We start from the raw sequence: 21912 nt of genomic DNA, 5'->3' as shown, positions 1-21912 counted from the left end.
GACTTTATTTTTTCCGCGTCCAGTTGCCCGGTGGCCGCGCATTTTCGAGCGTCTTTCGCGAGATGGGTAATTGGAGGGCCGGTAACAGAGCCCTGCCCGCAGCGCCAGCAACCCCAAAAGACCGTGGCTTTGCCTCGACTTCGACGAGGCTGGCATTCGCCTGCAGACGCAGGCCCATAATCGCCACCACAAGGAAGAACCAGACGAAACCCGCGCTGAGCAGGAAAAGGGTCTCCAGAAAGCCATAGAGCAACACATAGAGCCAGATGCCGACATAAAGCTTTGTCAGCGGGCTTTTGCGGGTATCGCCATCCATTTTGCCAAGATAATGGAGCGGCAGGATGTAAATCCACACCATCACCAACGCGAGGCCGGGAATACCACCCATGAGAACGAGGTCGAAATATCCATTATGTGCTGATGGCGCGGTCGTTGCCCAGGTGTTCTCTGTCAGGCTTGATAGCAAGGTGTCACTGCGCCAGAAGGCCTGGTAGCCATAACCCAGCATCGGTCGCAGCTTCATATAATCGATCGCGACGTTCCAGACATCCGTTCTGCCGGTGAAGCTCGCGTCGATCCCCATATTCGTCAGCATTTGATTAAACACCGGATCGATCGTTGTACCCATCACGACGACGGTGAAGACAACCAGAAGCAGCGTCACCGTGATGTAGCGCCAGCGGGGCCACCCCACGATGAACCAGCCGGTTCCGACGATGATGGGAACCAGACCGAGCACTGTCTTACCTCCCGATTTGACAAGAAAGATCATCGAGAGGATCAACATCACCACACCGCCGATGAATGACCAGCGTTTGGCGAGATAAATGGCTGCGATGATCAACACTGCCATGACGGAGGCAGCTTCGTTCTTGTGCTGGAAGACGCCGCGCCAGTTACCCGCCAGAAGCGGCTCGAGCGCATCGCTGGCCTGATGGATCGATCGCGATGGCAGGACGAGGACGCCGAAATAACAAAGGAAAAGGATAATCGACACACCGATGGCCAGCAGCGTGGCGAAATGCCTTTCCGTGCGTGGCAACTGCAGAAAGCAGCCCGCAAGCACACATATGATGGCGCACATGACGAGACGCCGCAGAGAGAAAACGGGTGCGTTACCAGTCAACGACGTAAACGCATACCAGCCGAAGATCGCAGCCATAAGCAGACGCGGCGTGAACACCAGGGAGAAGGACTGCTCCTTGATCATAAAGACAAGGAGACTGACGAGGAGGATGACTGCGGTGAGCTGGTTCAGAAGGTTTGAGCCCTCCGCCGCCGCGGTACCCTGGTAAGTCGTCGACAGCGACATATAGGGCGAGAAACCGACCGTGAAATAGAGGAACGTCACGAAAAACAGTGTATTCCGCCAAATTCCACGGGTCGGGTCGTCGTGGGCTGCTTGCATGTCGGGATTCTTCTCTGTCGTGCCGATCATCTATTTCGGTGACATCAATATCCCGGGTAAATCCTATTTTTTAGTTATTCCGAATAAACGGATAGGTGGAAAGGCCATCATGCTTATGATCGAGCGGGTTTAGTGTCTGCCTCGCCGTTACTCCGGATCGACCCAGCCACCCGGGGGAGCAAAATCTGCCATTTCCGCCGGTCCCCAGCTCCCGACATCGTAAAATGGGGGTATGGCGGGATCATCGAGAATGGGCTCGACAATCTTCCATGCCAATTCCGCGGCATCCTGGCGGGTGAAAAGTTGCCGCTCACCGGCCATCGCATCGCCGATCAGCCGCTCATACGGCGCCATGTCGCCAGCGCCGTCATCGACAGCGGCCAGCTCCACTGCCTCGCCTAGCATGCCATCCCCGGCGGCCTTGCGACGGGCGCCGATACCAATTGCGATGTCGGGGCCCAACCGGAAACGGAGGTAATTGGCGGGTGCTGTTTCGACATCATTAAAAAGGGAGATCGGCGGGCGCTTGAACCGGACCACGACTTCGGTTGCGTGGGCAGGCAGATTCTTCCCGGCTCGGATGTAGAATGGCACGCCGTTCCATCGCCACGTCGCCACACGAAACCGGACGGCGGCAAAGGTCTCGCGGCTGGATGTGGGTGCGACACCCGGCTCCTCAAGATACCCCTTGAATTGTCCACGCACGACGTCGGCGGGACCAAGCGGGGGCATGGCCTTCAGGATCTGCACTTTTTCATCGACCAGATCATCTGACGCGCTTGTGGCCGGCGGCTCCATTGCGAGCAAAAGCAGGACATTGATCAGATGGTTCTGTATCACGTCGCGAATACACCCAACCTCGTCATAAAACTTGCCACGCCCCTTGATGCCGAAATCCTCGGCCATGGTGATCTGCACGCTTTCAACGTAATTGCGATTCCAGACCGGCTCCAGAAAGGCATTGGCAAACCGGAAATAAAGAAGGTTCTGAATAGCCTCCTTGCCCAAGAAATGATCGATGCGGAAAATTGCATCCTCGTCGAACACCTTGTGCAACGCCCTGTTCAGCGCCTCAGCTGTGCCGAGGTCGCGGCCAAATGGCTTTTCCACCATCAACCTTGCCGAGGCCGCTATTCCGGCTCGATCGAGGCCTGTCACGACGGTTTCAAACAGCGATGGCGGAATGGCGAGGTAATAAAGTGGGCGATGGTGATCCTTCAGGGCCGACCGCAGCTTTTCGAACGTTGCGTCATTGCGGTAATCGCCAGAGACATAATCCAGTTGCGACGCAAATTCTGCGAAGACAGCCTCATCGATCTTGTCGACATGGCTCGCGACCGCGTCACGCGCACGCTTTAACAGCTGGTCGCGCGACCAGTCATCGAAGGCAACACCGATGATCGGCGTTGCCAGTGCGCCACGTTTGACCATGGCGTAGAGGGAGGGAAAGATCATCTTGTAGGCGAGATCGCCCGTGGCGCCGAACACCACAAGGACGTCAGATCGCTGCTTGTTCATCGCAGGTACTCTCATTTGGATTTTTCGAGATGGCCACCGAAGGCATTGCGCATCGCCGAGAGCACCTTACCAGCAAACTCCGCCTCCCCACGTGACGAAAAGCGTTCAAACAGGGCGGATGCCAGAACGGGCGCCGGCACGCCTGTTTCGACTGCCGCCTGCAATGTCCAGCGCCCCTCGCCTGAATCGGACACCCGGCCGCCGTACTGGTCAAGATGAGGGTCCTGTTTCAGCGCCTCCGCCGTCAGGTCGAGCAGCCAGGAGCTGATGACGGAGCCGTGCCGCCAGACCTCGGTCACGGCGGGAAGATCAAAGTCGAACTGGTAATATTGCGGATGGGCAAGCGGCGCCGTTTCGGCATCCGCCTCACGATGCTGAGTGCCCGCATTGGCAGCCTTCAGGATATTTAGACCTTCCGCATACGCAGCCATGACGCCGTATTCGATACCATTATGGACCATTTTGACGAAATGCCCTGCCCCTGATGGACCGCAATGCAGATAGCCCATCGGCGATGTTCCCGTAATGGGATCGGCTGCGATGCCAAGACCGGCTCCAGGTGCAAGAGAGGCGAATATCGGATCGAGCCGCTTCACCGCATCAACGGGTCCACCGATCATCAGGGAATAACCGCGCTCGAGTCCCCAGACGCCTCCGGATGTGCCGGCATCGATGAAATCGATGCCAATAGGCGCGAACTCAGCGGCAAGATCAATCGCATCGCGGTAAAATGAGTTCCCGCCATCGATGATCGCATCGCCGGCCTGGAGTTTTCCGGCGAAGTCACGGGCAATCTTTGGCGTGATGGCGGCGGGCAGCATTAGCCAGACGGCACGCGGGGAAGACAGCTTGCCGACGAGGTCGCCCGGGGAGGTCGCACCGGTTGCTCCCTCCTTCACCAATGCGTCGACATTCCCGGGATTGACGTCGAAAACCACGCACTCGTGACCCTGCTTCAAAAGGCGGCGCACCATATTTGCGCCCATCCGACCAAGCCCAACCATTCCGATCTGCATGCTGACACTCCTTTTGTGCATTCATTGCTGCTAGTTCATTCGCCGGGGCGAACGCGAAAGTTCTTGACCCTCGACACCTCCGCAATCCGACAGACAAGTTGCGCACAGTTTCGCGGCAAGCAGATTACACGGAAGAAGGTGAAGGCTGTTGCGGAACTGAAAGATCATCTTGCAAATCTCGACCGTGGGAAAGGGTCTATTCGGGACAAGAACAGGAGACGGGCTTGCCGGTTCCTGCCCTTATCTGAAATCGGCTGCGGCCTCACCAACAAGCTAGGTATTCGCGAAAAGACACACAACTAAAGATTTGGTAATTTAAACGGCAGCTTGCGTTGGACTTTTCGGGCTACTCGACTACAACGAACGTTAAGGATCCGACCCTGAAACTGGACCCGCCGCATCCGGTTGCCAAGCCATGCGGCGAGCATTTGGCGCCATCATGCGGCTTAGCACCATCACAAACCTCGCATATGCTGTGACCCTGATACTCACGACAGTGTCGGCGACCACATTCATTCTGTCGGCAAGAAACGCGTCTCAAGAGCGCACGGCAATCGAGGATCATCTTATTTTGGATGATCTCGCTGAAGAGATTGCAATCATAGCGGACGAGCGTACCGAGGAAGCGCGGCTCTACGTCATGCGCGGCGACGAGCGACATCTGGCCAGATTCTACGTCGAGGAAGACCAGGAAAACCACCTCGAAACGGCCCTGGACAAACTCGCCAAGCGCGGTGCGTCGCCTCAGGAGGAGGCTCTTTTCGCGACCATACGAAAAGACGCCGACGCACTGGACAGCAAGGAGCGCGACGCCATCGGCCTTTACCGCTCTGGTCGCCAGGCCGATGCGCAACAGGTCCTTTTCGGTGACGACCATTATCAGCTCCACACCGGCCTTTTGAGAAGCGTTGCAGACCTCAGAGAAGCAGTGTCGGCACGCACGCAGGCAGCGGTTGATGAGGCGAAGAGCCGTAGCGACTTCTACGGATCGATTGCGAAAGTCATGCTGGCGCTGACGGCACTGATGTTTTTGGCCGTGCTCTATTTTGTCTTGAGCAGACGGGTGGCCGCGCCCCTGATCAGGATGAGCAACATCGTCATGCGTCTTGCCAGACAGGATTACAGCATCGATGTGCCCGACGAAGGGCGTCGTGACGAAATTGGCGAGATGAACCAGGCCATCAGGATTTTCCGCAGCAACGGGCTTGAGCGGGCGCGCCTCGACGCGGAACATCGTAAAAACCAACGCATCAAAGACTTGATCCTGCAGATGATGCATCGGATTCAGGCATGCCAGAACCAGGCTGAGCTATCCGATGTGGTGTCGAGGTTCATGCCGCAGATTTTTCCCGCCATCGCCGGACGCCTGCTCGTGTTGAAGGAAAACAGTTCGCTCCTTCAGTCCAGCGGCCAATGGTCCGATCCTGCCTTCTCCGCTCCGGATTTTTTGATCGACGATTGCTGGGCGCTGCGCCGCGGACGACCCCACGTCAGCAATCCCGACGGCGACGATGTCGTCTGCCACCACCTGAAGGAGAATTCCGGCACCGGGCTTTGCATTCCGCTGACGGCGCTCGGCGAAACCGTTGGCCTGCTGTATCTCGAAATCCCGATGCGAAACGATACGCTCGAGACAGAGCGACTATATTTGGAGCTTCTTGCGGAAAATATCGGCCTTGCCGTCGCCAACCTGCAACTGCGACAGCGACTGGTTTCGATGGCCCGACAGGATGCGCTGACAGGGCTTGCAAACCGCCGCTCTCTGGATGAGGCTCTGAACAGGCATGTTGAAAAGCCGGAGGAGCCGATCGCTTGCTTGATGCTCGATATCGATCATTTCAAGCGTTTCAACGACCGCTTCGGCCATGATGCCGGCGACGCCGTGATGCAGTATGTTGCACAGGTTCTCTCCGAAGCTCTGGGCGGCGCGGGAGACCTGTTCCGGTTCGGGGGCGAAGAATTCACGGTGCTGATGCCGGGAGTGGATATTGAGGCCGCGAAAGAGATTGCGGAAAAACTGAGACGCGCCGTCGAGAAAGCGCCGTTCAACTACCGCGGCCGCCTGCTTGACCCCGTCACGATTTCTGTCGGTATCGCAACCGCGCCTGCCGGCGGTACCGTAAGCAGCGTCCTGGAGCGCGCCGACGCTGCCCTGCTGAGCGCTAAACAGGGCGGCCGCAACAAGTGGGTGTCACTCGACACGCTTTGACGTGGTGATCGTCCTCCCTGAATCCTGCGGCAAGCGGCATCTACCTCCGTTTGACCATGCGTCGAAGAAGCGAACCCGACCTGGCCTTCCGGGGAACGAGATCGACATCGCTTACGAGTTTTGCGCCGCCGTCGCGGCGTTCCAGCGTTATCTTGCGGGTGTGAAAAGCCTCAAGTTCGGCGCGATGCGCCACGCTGACGATCGTCGCATCGGGCAATTCGTCGATGACGGTCTGCATCATCTTATCCTGGCTCTTCTCGTCGAGAGCCGCCGTCGCTTCGTCCATCACGATAATATCGGGATCGTTCAGCAATAGCCTCGCGAAGGTAAGCCGCTGCTTTTCGCCGCCTGACAGCGTCTGGTCCCAGGGAGCGTCTTCCTCGACCTTGTCCTTGAGATGACCCAGACCCACCTTTTCGAGGGCGTGTCCGATCTCTTCAAAGGACCAGCTGTCGGCGGCCTGAGGATAGCTGACGGCACGGCGCAACGTGCCAGACGGGATATAAGGCCGTTGCGGTAGCATGAAGAGCCGGCTGTCAGCCCCAAAACTGATGTTGCCGCCGCCCCATGGCCATAGGCCGGCAATGGCCCGCACCAACGTACTTTTGCCGGAGCCGGATTCGCCTGCAACCAGAACCCTCTCTCCCCGGCCGATTTCGACATCGGTTTCCTTGACGACAGCGGTTCCGTCTCCAAGCGAAACGGAGACATCCTTCAGGCTCAGCATCGTTTCGCCTTCGGTCCTGCCGCGCGCAATACGGCCAAGCTTATCGCTCTGCTCGGCGCGCTCCAGACCATCCAGCGACATCATGAGAGAGGCCACACGGCGCGCGCAGGCGTTCCAGTCGGCAAGGCGCGGATAGTTGTCGACAAGCCAGCCAAAGGCGGATTGAACGATGGTGAAGGCGGAGGCGGCCTGCATGACCTGGCCAAGCGACATGCTTCCATCGAGAAATTTGGGAGCACAGAGAAGAACAGGGACCACGGGCGCAATCAACATCGATCCATGCGAGACAACGGTGGTCCGCATATATTGCTGCGCCATCTGCTTCCATTGATACCGGACGTTGCGGAATCTCTTGTCGAGGTCGCTGCGCTCTTCCTCTTCGCCACCAAGAAGCGCAATACTCTCGCCATTTTCCCTGACGCGGGTCAGCGTATAACGGAATTCAGCCTCCAGTTGGTTTTTGACCTCTGAAACCCGGACGAAATTTCTGCCAATCAAAGCGATCGAGGTAGAGGTGATAAAGGCGTATATGACCGCCGCGATCACAAGGAATCCGGGAATCGTAACAGACACTCCGCCGATGGGAAGCGTCAGCGCACCGCCGATAGTCCAAAGGACGACGATGAAGGTGGACGCGGATACAAAGGCAGCGATGACCCCGGCCACGAAATCGACGGGTGCCTCGGTGGCGATCCGCAGATCCTCAGAAAGTCTGGCCTCAGGGTTCTGGTGGTCTCCGTCAATCAGATTGAGCTGGTAATAACGGCCATTGGCGATCCATCGGGACACCATGAGTTTGGTCAACCACGAACGCCAGCGTCGTTGGACCCGCATTCTGACATAGACCTGCGACGTGACGATAAAGACGCTTCCCAGAACAAGCGGCGGGAAAATGGAAGCCAGGAAATAGACAGTCGATGCGTCACGCTTCTCGATCGCGTCGAAGATACCGCGGTTCCAGACGTTGATGCCGTACTGAAACGCGACGTTGATGCCGATCATCGCCAGAAGCCCGATGCAGAAGGGCCAGGCGAGCGCGTCGCCACGTCGGCTCCAGAATCCCCGCGCGCTGATCCAGAAGCGTTTAAGCAGATATTTCTTGCGCGCTTCGGCCGCCTCCTCCGGTGTCAAACCGGGGTCGGGTTTTATCTCCTCCGGCGGAAGAGGCTCTTCAGGGGCATACTCGGAATGATCATTGTTGATGTCATTCTGGTTGGTGTCGTCGGAGGGGTGCGGTTTTGCATCAGGATCGATCATAGCCGCAATAACGATCAGCGATTTGAAAAGTTGCTGGTCCGAAAAAGATTCGCACTCGCCTGAAATTGGCCCCCTCGCCGCTCTTTCCCGCCTGCGCCGTTTGATGCCCTTTCGCCGCTTGTGCGCCGCACAAATTCGGACAAATAGGCATGAAATTCGGATTTTTAGATACATATCATCCAGAGAAAATCGTCTAAAACTCTGCCATCTTAAGGAGAGACACCATGACGGACACGACGACACAGTTTGATGGGCCGGCGATCGCGCTGGAGACGGTAGACGAACCGGCGTGGACCGCCGCCACCTGGTTTGCCGTCCTTTCAATGGCTGCAACCAGCTTTGCGCTGGTATCGGCTGAGTTTTTACCGGCGGGACTGCTAACACCGATGGCACGCGATCTCGGTATCAGTGAGGGCACCGCCGGTCAGGTCGTGACGGCGACTGCCTCCGTCGGAGCCGTGACGGCACTGTTGAGCAACGTCCTCATCGGTAAGCTTAACAGAAAAACGGTCCTCGTCGGCCTCAGCGCGCTCGCTATCGCATCCAACATCCTAGCGGCGTTTGCAGCCGATTTCTGGCTTTTGTTGCTAGGTCGCGCAGGCCTTGGTATCGCGCTCAGCGGTTTTTGGGCGCTTTCGGTTGCCGTCGTGGCGCGCCTCGTCGGTACGAATGCGACAGGCCGCGGCATGGCGATCGTCACCCTCGGCGTGTCGCTGGCGACGATAGCAGCGCCCTCCATGGGCGCCTTGATCAGCGACTGGCTGGGATGGCGCACCGCCATGGCGTTGACGGCGGGACTGGCGGTCATCGCCATGCTTTTACAGATCATCAGCCTCCCCACGTTGCCGGCGAGCACGAGCAACAGTCTGTCGGACGTATTGGGTTTGACCAGGCGGCGTAGCGTTCAGCTGGGGATGCTTGCGATCCTCCTGCTGATGACGGGACATTTTGCCGGCTCGGTCTATGTTCGCCCCTTCCTCGAGAAGGTGACGCTACTCGATACCACGCCAATCGCCCTCGCCTTGCTGGGTTTCGGCGTGGCTTCCGTGATCGGTAACGTCGTGGGCGGCCGGATGGCTGATGCCAGCATTCGCGTCGCCCTCATCGTCACGGCGGCACTGATGGGGTTCGCAACGATCGCCCTCGTCATCTGGGGCGTTCATACCGGCGCTGCTTTTGCACTTGTCGCGCTCTGGGGCCTTGCATTCGGCATGGGTCCGGTCGTTCTGCCGACAAATCTGTCGCGCGGCGCACCCGATGCGCTGGAAGCAGCCGGCAGCCTGATGGTTGTCTCTTTTCAGGTGGCGATCAGCATCGGAGCGGTTCTGGGCGGTTACATCGTCGATTCCTACGGCGCGACCGCGCCGCTGGTACTCACTGCTGTTCTCGCCGGACTGACGGTGGCACTCGCTCTGTCGCAACGCGCTGACTGATCAGCGACACTCTGGCGGCATATCAGCCGCCGGAGTGTCCATTACCTCACGCCGCCAGAGCGGCCTGATGGATGTCGATGAGTTCGTCATAGCAAGAGGTATTCCCAGCCAGAACAGGCTGTCCTTCAAACAGCTTTTCGCCCTCGAGCGAAAACGGCATAAAGCGCCCACCAGCCTCCTTGACGAGGCAAAATCCTGCCATGCAATCCCATGCGCGCATATGCGGCTCATAGTAACCGACAAGACGACCTGCCGCGACATAGGCGAGCATCAACGCACCCGAGCCGTTTCGGATAAAATTGCCGCCGCGCCCCATCACATCGCTGATGATGCGTCCCACCCGCTGCGGCGTGACATAGTTATTGCAGCCGATGCCCGTCAGAGCGTTTTGCAGGTTCCTTGACGGATCGAGTTTCAGGCGGGTCCCATTCAATGTTGCGCCGTGGCCTTCCGCTGAAGCGTAGATTTCCTTCGAACAGGGAACATTGATGATACCGATGACCGGTGCGCCATTACGGACGACGGCAATAGAAACACACCAGCTCGGCATGCCGTTGACAAACGGGGCGGTTCCGTCGATCGGGTCGACGACCCAGGTGTAACCGGAACCTCCGTCCTTGTAGCCATGCTCCTCCCCGAGAAAGCCGTCATCTCCGAAAGCGGCAGCAACGCGCTCGCGCAAAAACGTCTCGACATTGCGGTCTGCGATCGAGACGACGTCCTGAAGATCGCGCTTGGTTTCGATCACGAGGCTGTCGCGCTTGTTGAAATAGTCGAGCGCCATGGCACCGGCCTCCTCCGCCAGGGCCTTTGCCAGTGCGAAGCGTTGTTCAAGGCCGTCATTCATTCCTGTCATTTCCATTTCCTCAAATCTTAGACCCATCAAGCGTCGATGAGGGCTATGCCACGGTTTTTGAAATTGATTGTGACATCGCTCGTTTCAAGTTGCGTATTTTTCATGTCGTGGTCGACAATGAAGAGAGTGCCAACCTCGGTTTCGACTTCGTATTCGATGTGTCCACCAAGATAGGCGGTGTGCAGCACGCGCCCCGGCATGCCGGCGCTGCCAGGCGCGTCGATGGTGATCGCGCCCGGTCTCACCGCGAGCTTTGCAGCGCCAGACCGGACGCCCCTGCTTCGGATCCGATGCTCCATGGCGCCAACCCGAACGACTGACTCGTCACCCGTTTGCGAAACGACTTCACAGGGCACGACATTCGCTTCTCCCATGAAATCGGCGATGAAGGCGGAAGCGGGAGCCTCGTAAAGCTCTCGCGGCGCACCCGACTGGGCGATTTCTCCGTCTTTCATGACAATGATGCGATCAGAAACCGCAAGCGCTTCATCCTGATCGTGCGTCACGTAAACCGCGGTGAAACCGATCCTTTGCTGGAGTTCGCGGATATCGGTGCGCACACGCCGCCGAAGGCGAGCATCAAGGTTAGACAGCGGTTCGTCGAGCAGCAGGACCTGGGGTTCCAGCACCAGCGCGCGGGCGACCGCCACGCGTTGCTGCTGCCCGCCGGATAGCTCCGCTGGCAGTCGATGGCCCATGCCGGAAAGACCGACGAGCTTCAGGCCTTCCTCCGCCTTCTCGCGCGCCTCGGCCTTTTTCAGCCCGGACGATTGCAGCCCGTATGCAACGTTGTCCAAGGCACTCATATGCGGAAACAGCGCATAGGACTGGAAGACCATTGACACGTCGCGCTCATTGGCGGGAAGCATCGTTACGTCTTTGCCACCAATCAGGATCCGACCGGAGTTGGGATGTTCAAGCCCCGCGAGCATGCGAAGTGTCGTCGTCTTTCCGCAGCCTGAGGGGCCAAGAAGCGTGACTAGTGTCCCTGGCTCGATCGTCAATGACAGATCCGGGATGGCGGTAAAAGCGCCGAAGGTCTTGCGAACATTCTGAAAAACAACGGAGCCGGGTTTGACCTTGATCATGCGATTTTCTCCTGGGGATGAGAAACGGGTTTGACGTCGTCGAGCCCGGCGACGCGGTTTTCGCGGCGCAGACGTCGTTCGCCGACGAGGAGCTGGAAGCCCGCGATGACAGTGATCATCACGACGATCAGCATCGAGGAATAAGCGATTGCAACACCATATTCGCCGTTTTCAACGAGGCCGACGATATAGGACGTCGCCATGTTATACTGGGCGCTGACGAGGAAGATCACCGCGCTGATGGATGTGATGGCCCGGACGAACGAATAGACCAGTGCAGCCCTGATCGCCGGGCGCAGGAGCGGCAGCACCACAAGCCTTATGGTACGGAAGCTGTTTGCCCTGAGCGTGAGCGAGGCTTCGTCCAGGCTCTTGTCCAACTGGCTCATGGCCGCGATGCCGCCGCGAACGCCAACGGGCATATTGCGGAACACGAAGCAGGCTATGAGGATCAGCGCCGAGCCCGTCATCTCAAGCGGCGGCAGGTTGAACGCCATGATATAGCTGACACCGATGACCGTACCGGGGATGGCGAAACTCATCATCAAGGCAAACTCGAAAAGATTGCGGCCGGCAAACTTCTGCCTGACGATGATATAGGCTGTCAGCAATCCGACGGCGGCAGTGAGCGGGGCGGAAATCAGAGCGATTTCCATCGTCGTCCAGAAGGAATTCCAGGCAACGCCCGTCCAGGCAATCGAACCGTTGCTGACGCTGACGGAGAAGGCCCGAACATAGTGCTCGATGGTCAGGGTATTATCCAGACCCCACGTCTTCACGAAGCCGCCAACAAGGATCATGCCATAGACGACGATGGTGAAGATCATCCATGGAACAACAAGCGCGTGAACCGCAATCGACATGGATTTCGGAAGAGCGGCGTGCGCACCGCTGTCTCCTTTACCCGTCACCGTCGCAAAATTCTTTCCCGCCAGCCAGAAACGCTGGGCAATAAAGGCCGACAGCGTAAAGCAGAGCAACACGATGGCGAGCACTGCCGCGCGCGAGGGGTCATTCTGCGAGCCGACGACAGCGAAGAATATTTCCGTCGAGAGAACGCCGTGGCTGCCGCCGAGTACCAGAGGATTACCGAAATCCGCCATGCTTTCGATGAAGCCGATCAGGAAGGCATTGGCGAGGCCCGGCTTCATCAGCGGAAGCGAAACGCGCCAGAAGGTGCGCCACCGGTCCGCGCGCAACGTCTGCGACGCTTCTTCCATCGATGGGCTGACACCCTCGACAACACCGATCAGGACGAGAAACGAAATCGGCGTAAAGGACAGGACCTGAGCGATCCATATCCCCGTCAGACCGTAAAGCCAGCGGCCCGGCTCGATGCCAAAGGCGCTCGACATGAATTCGGTCACGACGCCCGCGCGTCCGAAAAGTAACGTCAGGGCAAGGCCAATGACGAATGGCGGTGTGATGATCGGCAGGATTGTCAGCAGACGCAGGCCCTTCTTGAACGGAAAGCGCGTGCGAGTGGCGACAAGTGCAAAAGCGAGGCCAAGAATGGTCGATCCCGCTGCCGTCATGATGGCCAGAAAAAGTGTCCGCCAGGCAACGCCACAGCGGCCGGCACCGACAACACAATCGAGGCTCCAGATGCCCGGATCCTGCATGTTGCGGATGAATCCGTCGGGATTGAAGGAGCCGTCTATATCCTGCACGGCTCCAGCCATCATGCTGCCGATGGGGTAGAAGACGAAGACACAGACGAGGAAGACGAGAAGCGAAATACACGAGACGACGAAGACATCGCCCTTCATGAAGCCGCGCTCTGCCAATCCGAACGAAATATAGAGCACAAAAACGAAAGCCATCGTCACGGCACCGGCGCCCATCGAGGGCTGGCCGTCGGCCATCGGGCCAAAAATGCTCTCGCTCGCCTGCCAGGTCCATCCCGTAAAGCCGATTGCAAGCCCCTGAAGCACGAGAAAGCCAAGGCCAAGAACGCCTGCGGCCACGAGGAGCCGGCCGCGCATTGCAGGGGCAGACAGCGTCCGTGCAAGGGCACCCATCAGGAAGAAAACCATAACACCGGCGAGCCACACGCGACCTTCGGTTGCCATCTGCAGGATGCCGGGCGCAGCTTGCGCCGACATCGGAAAATCCGAAAGCCAGCTCAGGCCAAAAAAACCATTTTCGATGCGGTACCAAGGCACCAGCACCAGGGCTGCGACGCCCAAGGCCAGAACAATGTCCAGCCTGCGATTGCCATGGGTCATGGTCAACCTCACAAGATTTAGGTGTTTCGAAAGAGGTTGCCTTCGTCACCAGGAACGAAGGCAACCGGCAAGGGAGGTTAGTTGGCGACGGCGCCAATCTCCTTGTCCCAGCGCTCCAGCAGGGCTTTGCGCTTGGCTGGATCGCCATAGGTTTTGAAGTCGTAGTTGATCAGCTTGATATCCTCAAAGCGCGGTGCTTCCTTCGGAATCTCCGCCGTCTTGTTGGAGGGTAGCTGGAAGGATTTGGCATCCTTCATCCGCGACTGAACGTCGGGCTGCAAGGCCCAGTCGTACCAGGTCTTGGCGTTCTCGAGATTGCGAGCGCCCTTGACGATGGACATGGAGCCGATTTCGTAGCCGGTGCCTTCGCAAGGCGCGATCGACTTCACCGGAAAGCCTTCTGCCGTCTGCGCCACGGCGTCATGCATGAAGACGATTCCAAGGGCCGTTTCGCCACGAGCCGCCGCCTTGACAGGGGCGGAGCCCGACTTCGTATATTGCGAGATGTTACCGTTCAGCTTCTTCAGATAATCATAGGCCTGATCCTCGCCCATGATCTGGACCAGAGAGGCCAGCGCCGTATAGGCGGTGCCTGACGAGTTCGGGTTGGCGATCTGGATTTCGCCCTTCAACTCGGGCGCCAGCAGGTCTGCCCAGCACTTGGGTTCCTTGTAGCCCTTTTTCTTGAAAATATCGGTATTGTACCCCCAGCCCAGCGCACCGGCATAGACGCCGACAGTCTTGTAACCGGCGCTTTCGGCCTGATTTTTTGCCCAGTCCTGCAACTGGTCGAGCATCTTCGACTTGTACTCCAGCGTCAGGTTCTCGGAAGCTGCCTGAAGATGCGGGTCGCCGGTGCCGGCCCACCATACGTCGGTTTTCGGGTTGCGGGCCTCTGCGCGGATCTTCGCGTAGGCCTCGCCTGAGGACATGCGAACCATGTTGACCTTGATGTCGTGGCTCTTTTCGAAATCGCCTTTCATCTGTTCGCAGATGACCACATCGGCGGCGCAGATGAGGTTGAGATCGCCTGCGGCGTGGGCCGGAACACCAAGAAGAGTGGTGCCTGCCAGAAGCAGGCTGGACATGATCGTCAGTCGCATGATTTCCTCCATTGTTGCGTCTGAATGCGTTTTGCGGACATGGCTTCGCCATTCGACGTGCCGGTGGCCGCCGTCGTGATCCGCTTAGAGCCGAGTTTTCATTGGCTGGGCGGGTGGATGTCCGTGTCAAAACGGCTCAAGAGCCGCCCCCGTTCTTCCGGTTTGCCAAAGGTCGCAAAGTCGTAATCGACCATCTTTATCAGCGAGAGGTCCGGCGCGCCCGAAGGCAACGCTGCCTTCGCATTTGACGGCACCTGATTTTGTCCCGCTGCAGCGCCGGTGGCCTGACCTTCTGGGCTTAGCGCAAAATCCACAAACTTGCGGGCCTCCTCCCGATTTTTCGTACCCCTGATGATGCTGACAGCGCCGATCTCGTAACCCGTCCCTTCGCAAGGTGCGACGATGACGAGGGGAGCACCCGCCTCCTTTTGCGTGACAGCATCATGCATGAAAGAAATGCCGATCATCGCCTCACCTCGTGCAGCTGCCTTGACCGGGGCTGAGCCAGCCTTCGTATACTGCGCAACGTTCTGATCCAGCGCCTTCATGTAGCTGAACGCCTCTTCCTCGCCAAAAAGCTGTACGAGGGTCGCGAGCATGGTGAAGGCAGTCCCGGAAGAATTTGGATTCCCCGCCAGAATCTTTCCGCGGTAAGCCTGACCGATAAGGTCTTTCCAGCAACTGGGGACAGCAAGACCCTGCCGCTGCAAAAGGTCGTTGTTATAGGCGAAGCCCAGGGCCCCTGCATAAATGCCCGCCGATTGGCCGCCCGACAGGGTGAAGAAATTTTGCGCCCAGGGAAGCAGTTCGGCCTCGTTTTTTGAGGCATAGGCCTCCAGCAGCCCCTCGGAGGCGGCTTGCAGATGCGTGTCCCCCGTGCCGCCCCACCAGACATCAACCGTCGGCGCGTCCTTCTCTCTTCTGACCTGCTCGAGAATTTCGCCAGTGCTCTTGCGCACCATGGTGGTCTGCACACCGGATTTGCTCTCGTATGCCAGCTGCATCGCAGCGCACCAGGCGTCATCCGCCGCGCAAAGAATGTTCAGCTTTCCATTCTCCTGCGCCGTGGCAACGGCACAGGGCGCAAGCGCCAAACCGGCGCTGAACGCCGCAAGCCATACTTTCACCGCTTCCTCCCTGGAACCTCCCCGTTCCATTCTTGAGGTCAAGCATGACAGAACTCTTGATTAGAGCAATCCTATGAATGGTTACCGATTTTTCAACGGCAGACGCGCGCGGGCAAGAACGGTTACGAATATTACAAATGTAACGGACTTGGTCATCATCGACCTTTTGAATATTCCGATACTCTTGCATATGATTGTCGACGGGAGGACTTCATGGTGCAAAAACAGAGGATCGGAATACTGATCGTCGAAGACGATCCTGATATGGCTGAGTTGATAGCGGATCTGGTCGAGGCGGAGGGCTGGGCACCCGTAGTCGTGCACTCAGCCGAAGAGGCTGCCGCGAGACTGGCGCAGGAAGACATCCACCTTGTGCTCCTGGACCACAATCTTCCCGGCATCTCCGGCAGAACCTTTGCCCAGCGCATCCGCACGGAACTAGGGCTGAATGTCGGCATCGTCATGGTAACGGCGGCCGGCAGCGCGACCGAGCGGGTGCTGGGCCTTGAAACAGCAGCCGACGACTATGTCGTCAAACCCTTTGAACCCATTGAGCTGACGGCCCGTATGAAGGCGGTTCTGCGGCGCATCGCACCCTCGCTTCGGGTCGAGAAAGAACCAGAACGGGAACACGAAACGAATGCACTGAGGCTTGGAGACTGGGCTGTTGATCTGTCAGCGCGGCGGGCGATCTGCCTTGCCGACCGGAGCAAAACGCTGACAACCGCGGAATTTGCGCTTCTTGAGGTGCTTGCAGAAACGCCGAATAAACCGGTCAGCCGATCCCATATCCTTGATCGCCTCGGCGCGGAAAGCGACCGCTTCATTGACCGCAACGTCGATGTGCTTGTGCTTCGCCTGCGCCGCAAGATAGAGCGCAACCCTGACCTGCCGCAGCACATCCAGACGCGCAGGGGCAAAGGCTACGTCCTTCATACTGACAATGCAGAGCCGCACCTGTGATCAACAGGCTTTTTCTCCAGTCTATTGCGTTCAGGCTGCCATTTGCCATCGTCTTTATCTGCTCGTCAGTCTTTATTCTCTCGGCGGTCGCAATCTATGGCCTGCAGAAGGCCAGAACGGAGATGGCGACCTACAGCCTGCAGGCCTTTTCGAGCCTTGCCCGCGCCTCACTGGTATCGCGGCAGGTCGCCGATCTGGTTTCGAGCGCGCCGCTGCTGATGAACGCGACATCGCCCTATAGAGTGTCGAGCGAAAGTCGCGCCGTCGTTGCGCAGGTGGACAGCCTTCTCGACACGATCGGCCAAGACAAGAACGCGGAAACGCCGAATAATGTGCCGAGCGACGATATCGTGCAGTTGCTCCAGGCCATTCGCCAGCAGACCCTTTCCCTGGCGGCGGACGCGGATGCGGCCCAGCAACACAAGGCAGAGGCCGCAGCGGCATTGGGGGAAATTGCGACAAGCCAGTCCGTTACGGAAGACGCGCTTCGCCAGCGCCTGAATGCTATTGTTCAGGCCGCTGCCAATTCCGCCAGTCTTTTTCAGCTTGGAGAATTGCAACGCCGCTTCACTACGGAAACCGGTTATTTCATGAACGAGGAGGTGGCGCCTGATGACAAGAAGGCGGTCGGTCTGGCACCCTACAAACGCGTATTCGACGCCCAGACGCAATATCTTCTGGAAATGTTCGCCATCCAGTCTTCCGTATCCAAACTTCATACTGTCTCCCGCAACCTTTCCCATGCAACAGAAACCCAGAGCGAGGCGGTCGCCCATCGATTGACGCAGGGCCTTGCCTCCGCCTCGGCTGCACTGACGCGGCTGATCGTGATGGTCGCGATCGCTTTTGTCGTCGTTGTCATTCTCTCGACGCTGTCGATTCGCTCGGTCATGCGTGTTTCGAAAGGCGTGACCGCCCTATCACGCGGCATGAACGCCCTTGCGAACGGGGAGCAGAATGTCAGCCTCCCCACATATCGCGGCTCCGAGACCGAACTCATCCGTCTTTCCGATGCATTTCACGCATTCAAGGAAAGCGTCGACCGGGTTTCACGTCTTCGTCGCACGGCCGAAGCCGCGGCTCGAACGATCCGCTCGACATTCCGAACGATGAACGAGGGAATCGCGCTATTCGACACCCGGGGACAGCCCATTACCATGAACAGGCGCATCATCGAGCTTGTTGGCCGTCGCGGCGGGTCTTCGCGGAAATTGCCGTTACGATCCTTCATTGAAACCATACCGGAAATCGACCCGATCCTTTTGCCTGCGAACGACGAAACCGGTACGCTTGCCAACCGGCTCACGGTGCGCCACCGCACAGCGGATCAGCGGGTCACGGAAATAGCGGTTTCCCGTCAGCCCGACGGAGGGATTGTCCTTCTGGCCCGGGACGTAACAGCTCTCGACCGTCAGGAGGCAGAGTCAGCGAAGGCGCAGCGGCTTGACGGTATCATGCGCATGACGCATCAGCTCAGCCACGAAGTCGGCAACATGATCGGCATCATCACCGGAAGCCTTGGCCTTCTGGAGCGAGAGACAGGCTTCAGCGACCGCCAGCAACGCAATATCAAGCGCATCCGCAAGGCAGCCGATCGCGGCCGCCAGCTTGCCAGCAGCATGCTGTCCATCGGCAGCCAGCAGCCGATACATCCAGCGTCCGTGGATGTGGGTTCTGTGCTGAAGGGCATGGTGGACGTCCTCGAAATTGCCGTTGGTGCGCGCAACCAGATCACATTGCGCGTCGGCAGGGATTTGCCCCGGCTCGCTTTGGATGCGGCCCTTTTCGAGCAATCGATCCTAAACCTGTGCCTCAACGCCGCTGCTGCCATGCCCGTGGGCGGCACAATTATCATCGAGGCCACGCACTCGGAGGGCAGCGTCGAAATCTCGGTCGAAGACACGGGGTGCGGGATGGATCAGGATGCGGTCGACAGGGCATTCGAGCCCTACTTTACCACCCGCAGCCAGCAGGGCGGCACGGGCCTTGGCCTTGCCATTGTCTACGGTTTCATGCGCCAGAGCGGCGGTGACGCCAAGATCACCTCTCAGCCAGGGCGCGGAACCCGTGTTTCCCTGATGTTCCGCACCTGAATCAGGACCGTAAGATGTGTGGAGACGCGGAACTAGAAACTTTCCGACCCAAATGATGTAAAAAGAAACCGCCACCGGAGGGATGGCGGTTTCGAATTCGTGTGAAGCGATCCGGTCGATCACTTGCGGTAGGCAAGTCCACCCCAGATGCGGCCTTCATCTCTGTGGCGACCACCATGCACGGCCCCGATGTAAGCAGCGGCAGCAGAGACAAGTGCGGAAGCAGCGAGCAGGAATGCGCTGAGAATGCCTGCGATACGAGCCTTCTCAGCAGCATCGGCGGCTTTGTTCTTGGCGTCTTCGACTGCCTTCTGGGCTTCAGCCTTCATGGTCTCGACCTGTTTCTGAGCCTCGTCGACCTTCTTCTGAGCTTCTGCCCGGACAGCCTGCACGCGTTCCACCGTCTCGTTTACCCGGTTTTGAGCATCAGTCTGGCTGATGTTCGTGCGGGCAGCAATCTGGTTGGTGAGCCACGTCTTGTCTGCGTCCGAGATTTCGCCAGTCGCAAGCAGGTTACCGAGGATGCCGCTGATCTGCCGCTGATAATCTCCGGCAGTCTGGTCACCCGGAACCGGGGTTGAAGGCGTATCGGTCCGCAGAAGCGTATCGGTGAAGTAGTCGATCGGATTGGACTTCATGCCCTGCGGGAGCATCTGCTCGATGCTGGGAGCCGCCGCCTGACCTGCACCTTGAGCGAGCCCGCCTGCAGCACTGCCAGCGCCGGAAATGATGCCGCCGGCCAACTGGCCAGCACCCTGCACCGCCCCTCCGACAGCAGAACCCGTTGCTTCGACAGCCGTCTGGGCGACGCTACCGACGGCTCTTGCGCCGCCCGAGAGGACACCAAGTGCAAGAAATGCCGAAACGACGGTGCCGAGGCCCCAGACGACGAGGCCGTTAACGCCATCGCGAACTGTCAGTTCGTTGCGGTCAGAAGCACCAGCCGGACGACGCATGCGGCCAGCAATATAGCCACCGAGCATGTAGGAGCCCACCATCGACAGGATGACGAACAGACCGGTGAGGATAAGCCAGACCGTGCTGATCTCGCCTCCATCATCCACGGAAATCGAGCTGAGACCAAGTCCTCCGGCGAAAGCAGTAAGGACGGCCATTGCGCCAGATGCGATCACCGCGCCCGCGAAGATTGCCGGCCAGTCCACGTAGCTGCGGTTAGGATTTGTTTCAATACCTGTCGGATCAACCATCAGCGTAGCCCCAGCAATGAGAGAATGAACAGGACGACGACGACAAGCCCGACAAGATAAATAATGGAATTCATACGGAATCTCCTCCGAAAGGACGACAAATCCTCCGCGTAGCGGCTGATTGCATGCAGTGAGAAATGCGAGCTCGTTGCTCCCTCACCAAACTCGTCTCAGGCGAAAAAGTTTCACGTCTGCTCGATACAGAAGAAAGATACTGCGAGAATCTCTGATTACGCGACAGCTATGGGGAATGCCGCCGCGTGCGCGGCGGCCGTGTCAGTGCACGAAGACTATAGTTCGCATCAGCGGGTGTTTCCGGCACGATCCGGGTCCATTTATTTGTTTGTCATCACTTGATTGCGAAAATCGCGCCAGTCGATATCGACGGATTGAATGAGTTCTCCCCAGAGCCTGGTTCTGGAATGTCCGGACGCGGCTCCGCGAACGCGGGTAATCATGGCAAGCCAGACGCAAGCGACCTACGCCAGATTGCGGGCGAAGGAGATACATCATGTCTAGCATCGATCGCATTGGCTCCCCCGCCATGCTCTATACCCGCGGACGGCCTCAGGACGTTTCTCAACCGACGGTGGGCCAGACACCCCAACGGTCTGTTTCGCTGAACTCGGCGGGGTCTGCACCTTCCATTCCCTCCAACCTGGCCAATGCGCTCTGGTTGCTCCAGAGGCAGCATGGCGGATCCATCGAGGACGCTCCCTTGCAGGGCGGCGGCCCGAGCGCGGAGGAGCAAGAATTGAGCAAGTGGGCTCATATGAGCCTTGGTGAGAAAATCCGGGCGCAATATTTGGAAGCGCGGGGATTGTCGGAAGGCGATCTCGCCGCCATGCCACCCGACGAAAGGAAGGCCATCGAGGACGATATCCAGAAAGCGATCAGGACTGCAATGGAAGCCCCAAAGGACGATGACGTGAGCGGGCTCGCCGGCATCTGAAGACGATGTGGCCCGCCCGAAGCGGAGCGGCAACGCGCCGTGCTACGATCTGATACATAAATGCGGGTTTCACGACATATGCCGGATACCTGCGGCGCAGATCAATGCCTGATCATTTTCGGATCAGGCAGGATTTCTCATGAAGAGCCAGATTTTTTTCGCCGTCGCTCTCTCGGTTGCGGGAGCAGGCTTTGGGGCCGCTTATTCCAGCCATGCGGACACGCGGCCGGAAAACGCCTCTCCCATCTACGGCGTCACGCTTCCCGAAGGATATCGTGACTGGCGGTTCATCGCCCCCGCACAGGAGGCTGCGCCACTCGACGAGCTTCGTGCGGTTCTTGCAAACGATATCGCCGTTAACGCCTACAAGAACGGAACCCTGCCCTTTCCCGATGGCTCGATATTGGTGAAGCTTGCTTACAAGCGGCAGCAATCGACGGAATTTCCCCCGGCCACGGTGCCTGGCGCTGCGACCACCGTGCAGGTGATGGTCAAGGACTTCCAAAAATATCCCGACAGCCATGGCTGGGGTTTCGGGCGGTTCGTCAACGGCAAACCGGTCGATGTCGCGCAGCATGAGACCTGTCTCTCCTGCCACGTGGGCAACGTCAAGGACCACGATTTTGTGTTTACGCGCTACGCGCCCTGACGAATGACAAGGCCCTGCGGCCAGCTTTTACACTCGAATACAAATCCACGGAAGTCCCGACATATCAGGGATACGCG

The 21912-nt window shown here is 58.5% G+C and carries 16 protein-coding genes; 6 read left to right on the top strand and 10 right to left on the bottom strand.

Features of this window, described 5'->3' with window-relative positions; translation table 11 throughout:
- Positions 1 to 4: 4 nt before the first annotated feature.
- The 3 genes from FS804_RS20620 to gnd form a co-directional block, all read right to left on the bottom strand.
- The gene (locus FS804_RS20620; RefSeq protein ID WP_144578733.1) at positions 5 to 1408 is read right to left on the bottom strand and encodes an O-antigen ligase; all 1404 of its coding nucleotides are present in this window, start codon (positions 1406 to 1408) and stop codon (positions 5 to 7) included.
- A gap of 147 nt (positions 1409 to 1555) precedes the next feature.
- The gene (zwf, locus tag FS804_RS20615; protein ID WP_186376935.1) at positions 1556 to 2926 is read right to left on the bottom strand and encodes a glucose-6-phosphate dehydrogenase; all 1371 of its coding nucleotides are present in this window, start codon (positions 2924 to 2926) and stop codon (positions 1556 to 1558) included.
- Positions 2927 to 2937: 11 nt separating this feature from the next.
- On the bottom strand, positions 2938 to 3942 hold the full coding sequence (gnd, locus tag FS804_RS20610) for a phosphogluconate dehydrogenase (NAD(+)-dependent, decarboxylating) (RefSeq protein ID WP_144578731.1): 1005 nt from the start codon (positions 3940 to 3942) through the stop codon (positions 2938 to 2940).
- Between the two features lie 439 nt (positions 3943 to 4381).
- Between gnd and FS804_RS20605 the strand changes: the two genes are divergently transcribed.
- Positions 4382 to 6151, top strand: a complete 1770-nt coding sequence (locus FS804_RS20605; protein WP_144578790.1) for a diguanylate cyclase — start codon at positions 4382 to 4384, stop codon at positions 6149 to 6151.
- A gap of 40 nt (positions 6152 to 6191) precedes the next feature.
- On the opposite strand, the gene FS804_RS20600 is transcribed toward FS804_RS20605, so the two are convergent.
- Complete coding sequence (locus tag FS804_RS20600; protein ID WP_144578730.1) at positions 6192 to 8135, bottom strand: ABC transporter ATP-binding protein/permease; 1944 nt, start codon at positions 8133 to 8135, stop codon at positions 6192 to 6194.
- Positions 8136 to 8359: 224 nt separating this feature from the next.
- Here FS804_RS20600 and FS804_RS20595 point away from each other — a divergent pair, with 224 nt between their 5' ends.
- Positions 8360 to 9568: an MFS transporter gene (locus FS804_RS20595; RefSeq protein WP_063951765.1), complete on the top strand. Its 1209-nt coding sequence runs from the start codon at positions 8360 to 8362 to the stop codon at positions 9566 to 9568.
- 46 nt (positions 9569 to 9614) lie between these two features.
- On the opposite strand, the gene FS804_RS20590 is transcribed toward FS804_RS20595, so the two are convergent.
- The 5 genes from FS804_RS20590 to FS804_RS20570 all read right to left on the bottom strand — a co-directional run bounded on the left by FS804_RS20590 (position 9615) and on the right by FS804_RS20570 (position 16000).
- Positions 9615 to 10424: an inositol monophosphatase family protein gene (locus tag FS804_RS20590; RefSeq protein ID WP_144578729.1), complete on the bottom strand. Its 810-nt coding sequence runs from the start codon at positions 10422 to 10424 to the stop codon at positions 9615 to 9617.
- Positions 10425 to 10450: 26 nt separating this feature from the next.
- A complete protein-coding gene (locus FS804_RS20585) occupies positions 10451 to 11512 on the bottom strand; it encodes an ABC transporter ATP-binding protein (protein ID WP_063951764.1) in 1062 nt (353 codons plus the stop codon).
- Positions 11509 to 13740, bottom strand: a complete 2232-nt coding sequence (locus FS804_RS20580; protein ID WP_144578728.1) for an iron ABC transporter permease — start codon at positions 13738 to 13740, stop codon at positions 11509 to 11511. The genes FS804_RS20585 and FS804_RS20580 overlap by 4 nt, the downstream gene beginning before the upstream one ends.
- Before the next feature lie 77 nt (positions 13741 to 13817).
- The gene (locus FS804_RS20575) at positions 13818 to 14843 is read right to left on the bottom strand and encodes an ABC transporter substrate-binding protein (protein ID WP_063951816.1); all 1026 of its coding nucleotides are present in this window, start codon (positions 14841 to 14843) and stop codon (positions 13818 to 13820) included.
- Between the two features lie 98 nt (positions 14844 to 14941).
- Positions 14942 to 16000, bottom strand: coding sequence for an ABC transporter substrate-binding protein (locus FS804_RS20570; protein WP_186376934.1), 1059 nt, complete (start codon positions 15998 to 16000; stop codon positions 14942 to 14944).
- Positions 16001 to 16183: 183 nt separating this feature from the next.
- Between FS804_RS20570 and FS804_RS20565 the strand changes: the two genes are divergently transcribed.
- Positions 16184 to 16933, top strand: coding sequence for a response regulator transcription factor (locus FS804_RS20565; protein ID WP_371417897.1), 750 nt, complete (start codon positions 16184 to 16186; stop codon positions 16931 to 16933).
- Positions 16930 to 19026, top strand: a complete 2097-nt coding sequence (locus tag FS804_RS20560; RefSeq protein WP_144578726.1) for an ATP-binding protein — start codon at positions 16930 to 16932, stop codon at positions 19024 to 19026. Before FS804_RS20565 ends, FS804_RS20560 begins: the two co-directional genes overlap by 4 nt.
- A 119-nt stretch (positions 19027 to 19145) precedes the next feature.
- Here FS804_RS20560 and FS804_RS20555 read toward each other — a convergent pair whose 3' ends face one another.
- Complete coding sequence (locus tag FS804_RS20555) at positions 19146 to 20234, bottom strand: hypothetical protein (protein ID WP_063951759.1); 1089 nt, start codon at positions 20232 to 20234, stop codon at positions 19146 to 19148.
- 511 nt (positions 20235 to 20745) lie between these two features.
- Here FS804_RS20555 and FS804_RS20550 point away from each other — a divergent pair.
- Together FS804_RS20550 and FS804_RS20545 are read left to right on the top strand one after the other, a co-directional pair.
- Entirely contained in the window at positions 20746 to 21186 is a 441-nt protein-coding gene (locus FS804_RS20550) for a hypothetical protein (RefSeq protein WP_144578725.1), read from the top strand.
- A 139-nt stretch (positions 21187 to 21325) separates the two neighbouring features.
- The gene (locus FS804_RS20545) at positions 21326 to 21835 is read left to right on the top strand and encodes a cytochrome P460 family protein (protein ID WP_144578724.1); all 510 of its coding nucleotides are present in this window, start codon (positions 21326 to 21328) and stop codon (positions 21833 to 21835) included.
- The last annotated feature ends 77 nt before the right edge of the window (positions 21836 to 21912 follow it).

It is taken from the genome of Agrobacterium sp. DE0009, assembly GCF_007680755.1.
GTDB lineage: Bacteria > Pseudomonadota > Alphaproteobacteria > Rhizobiales > Rhizobiaceae > Agrobacterium > Agrobacterium tumefaciens_B.
The sequence above is the reverse complement of the archived record's forward strand: the minus strand, read 5'-3'. Positions and strand labels throughout refer to the sequence as shown.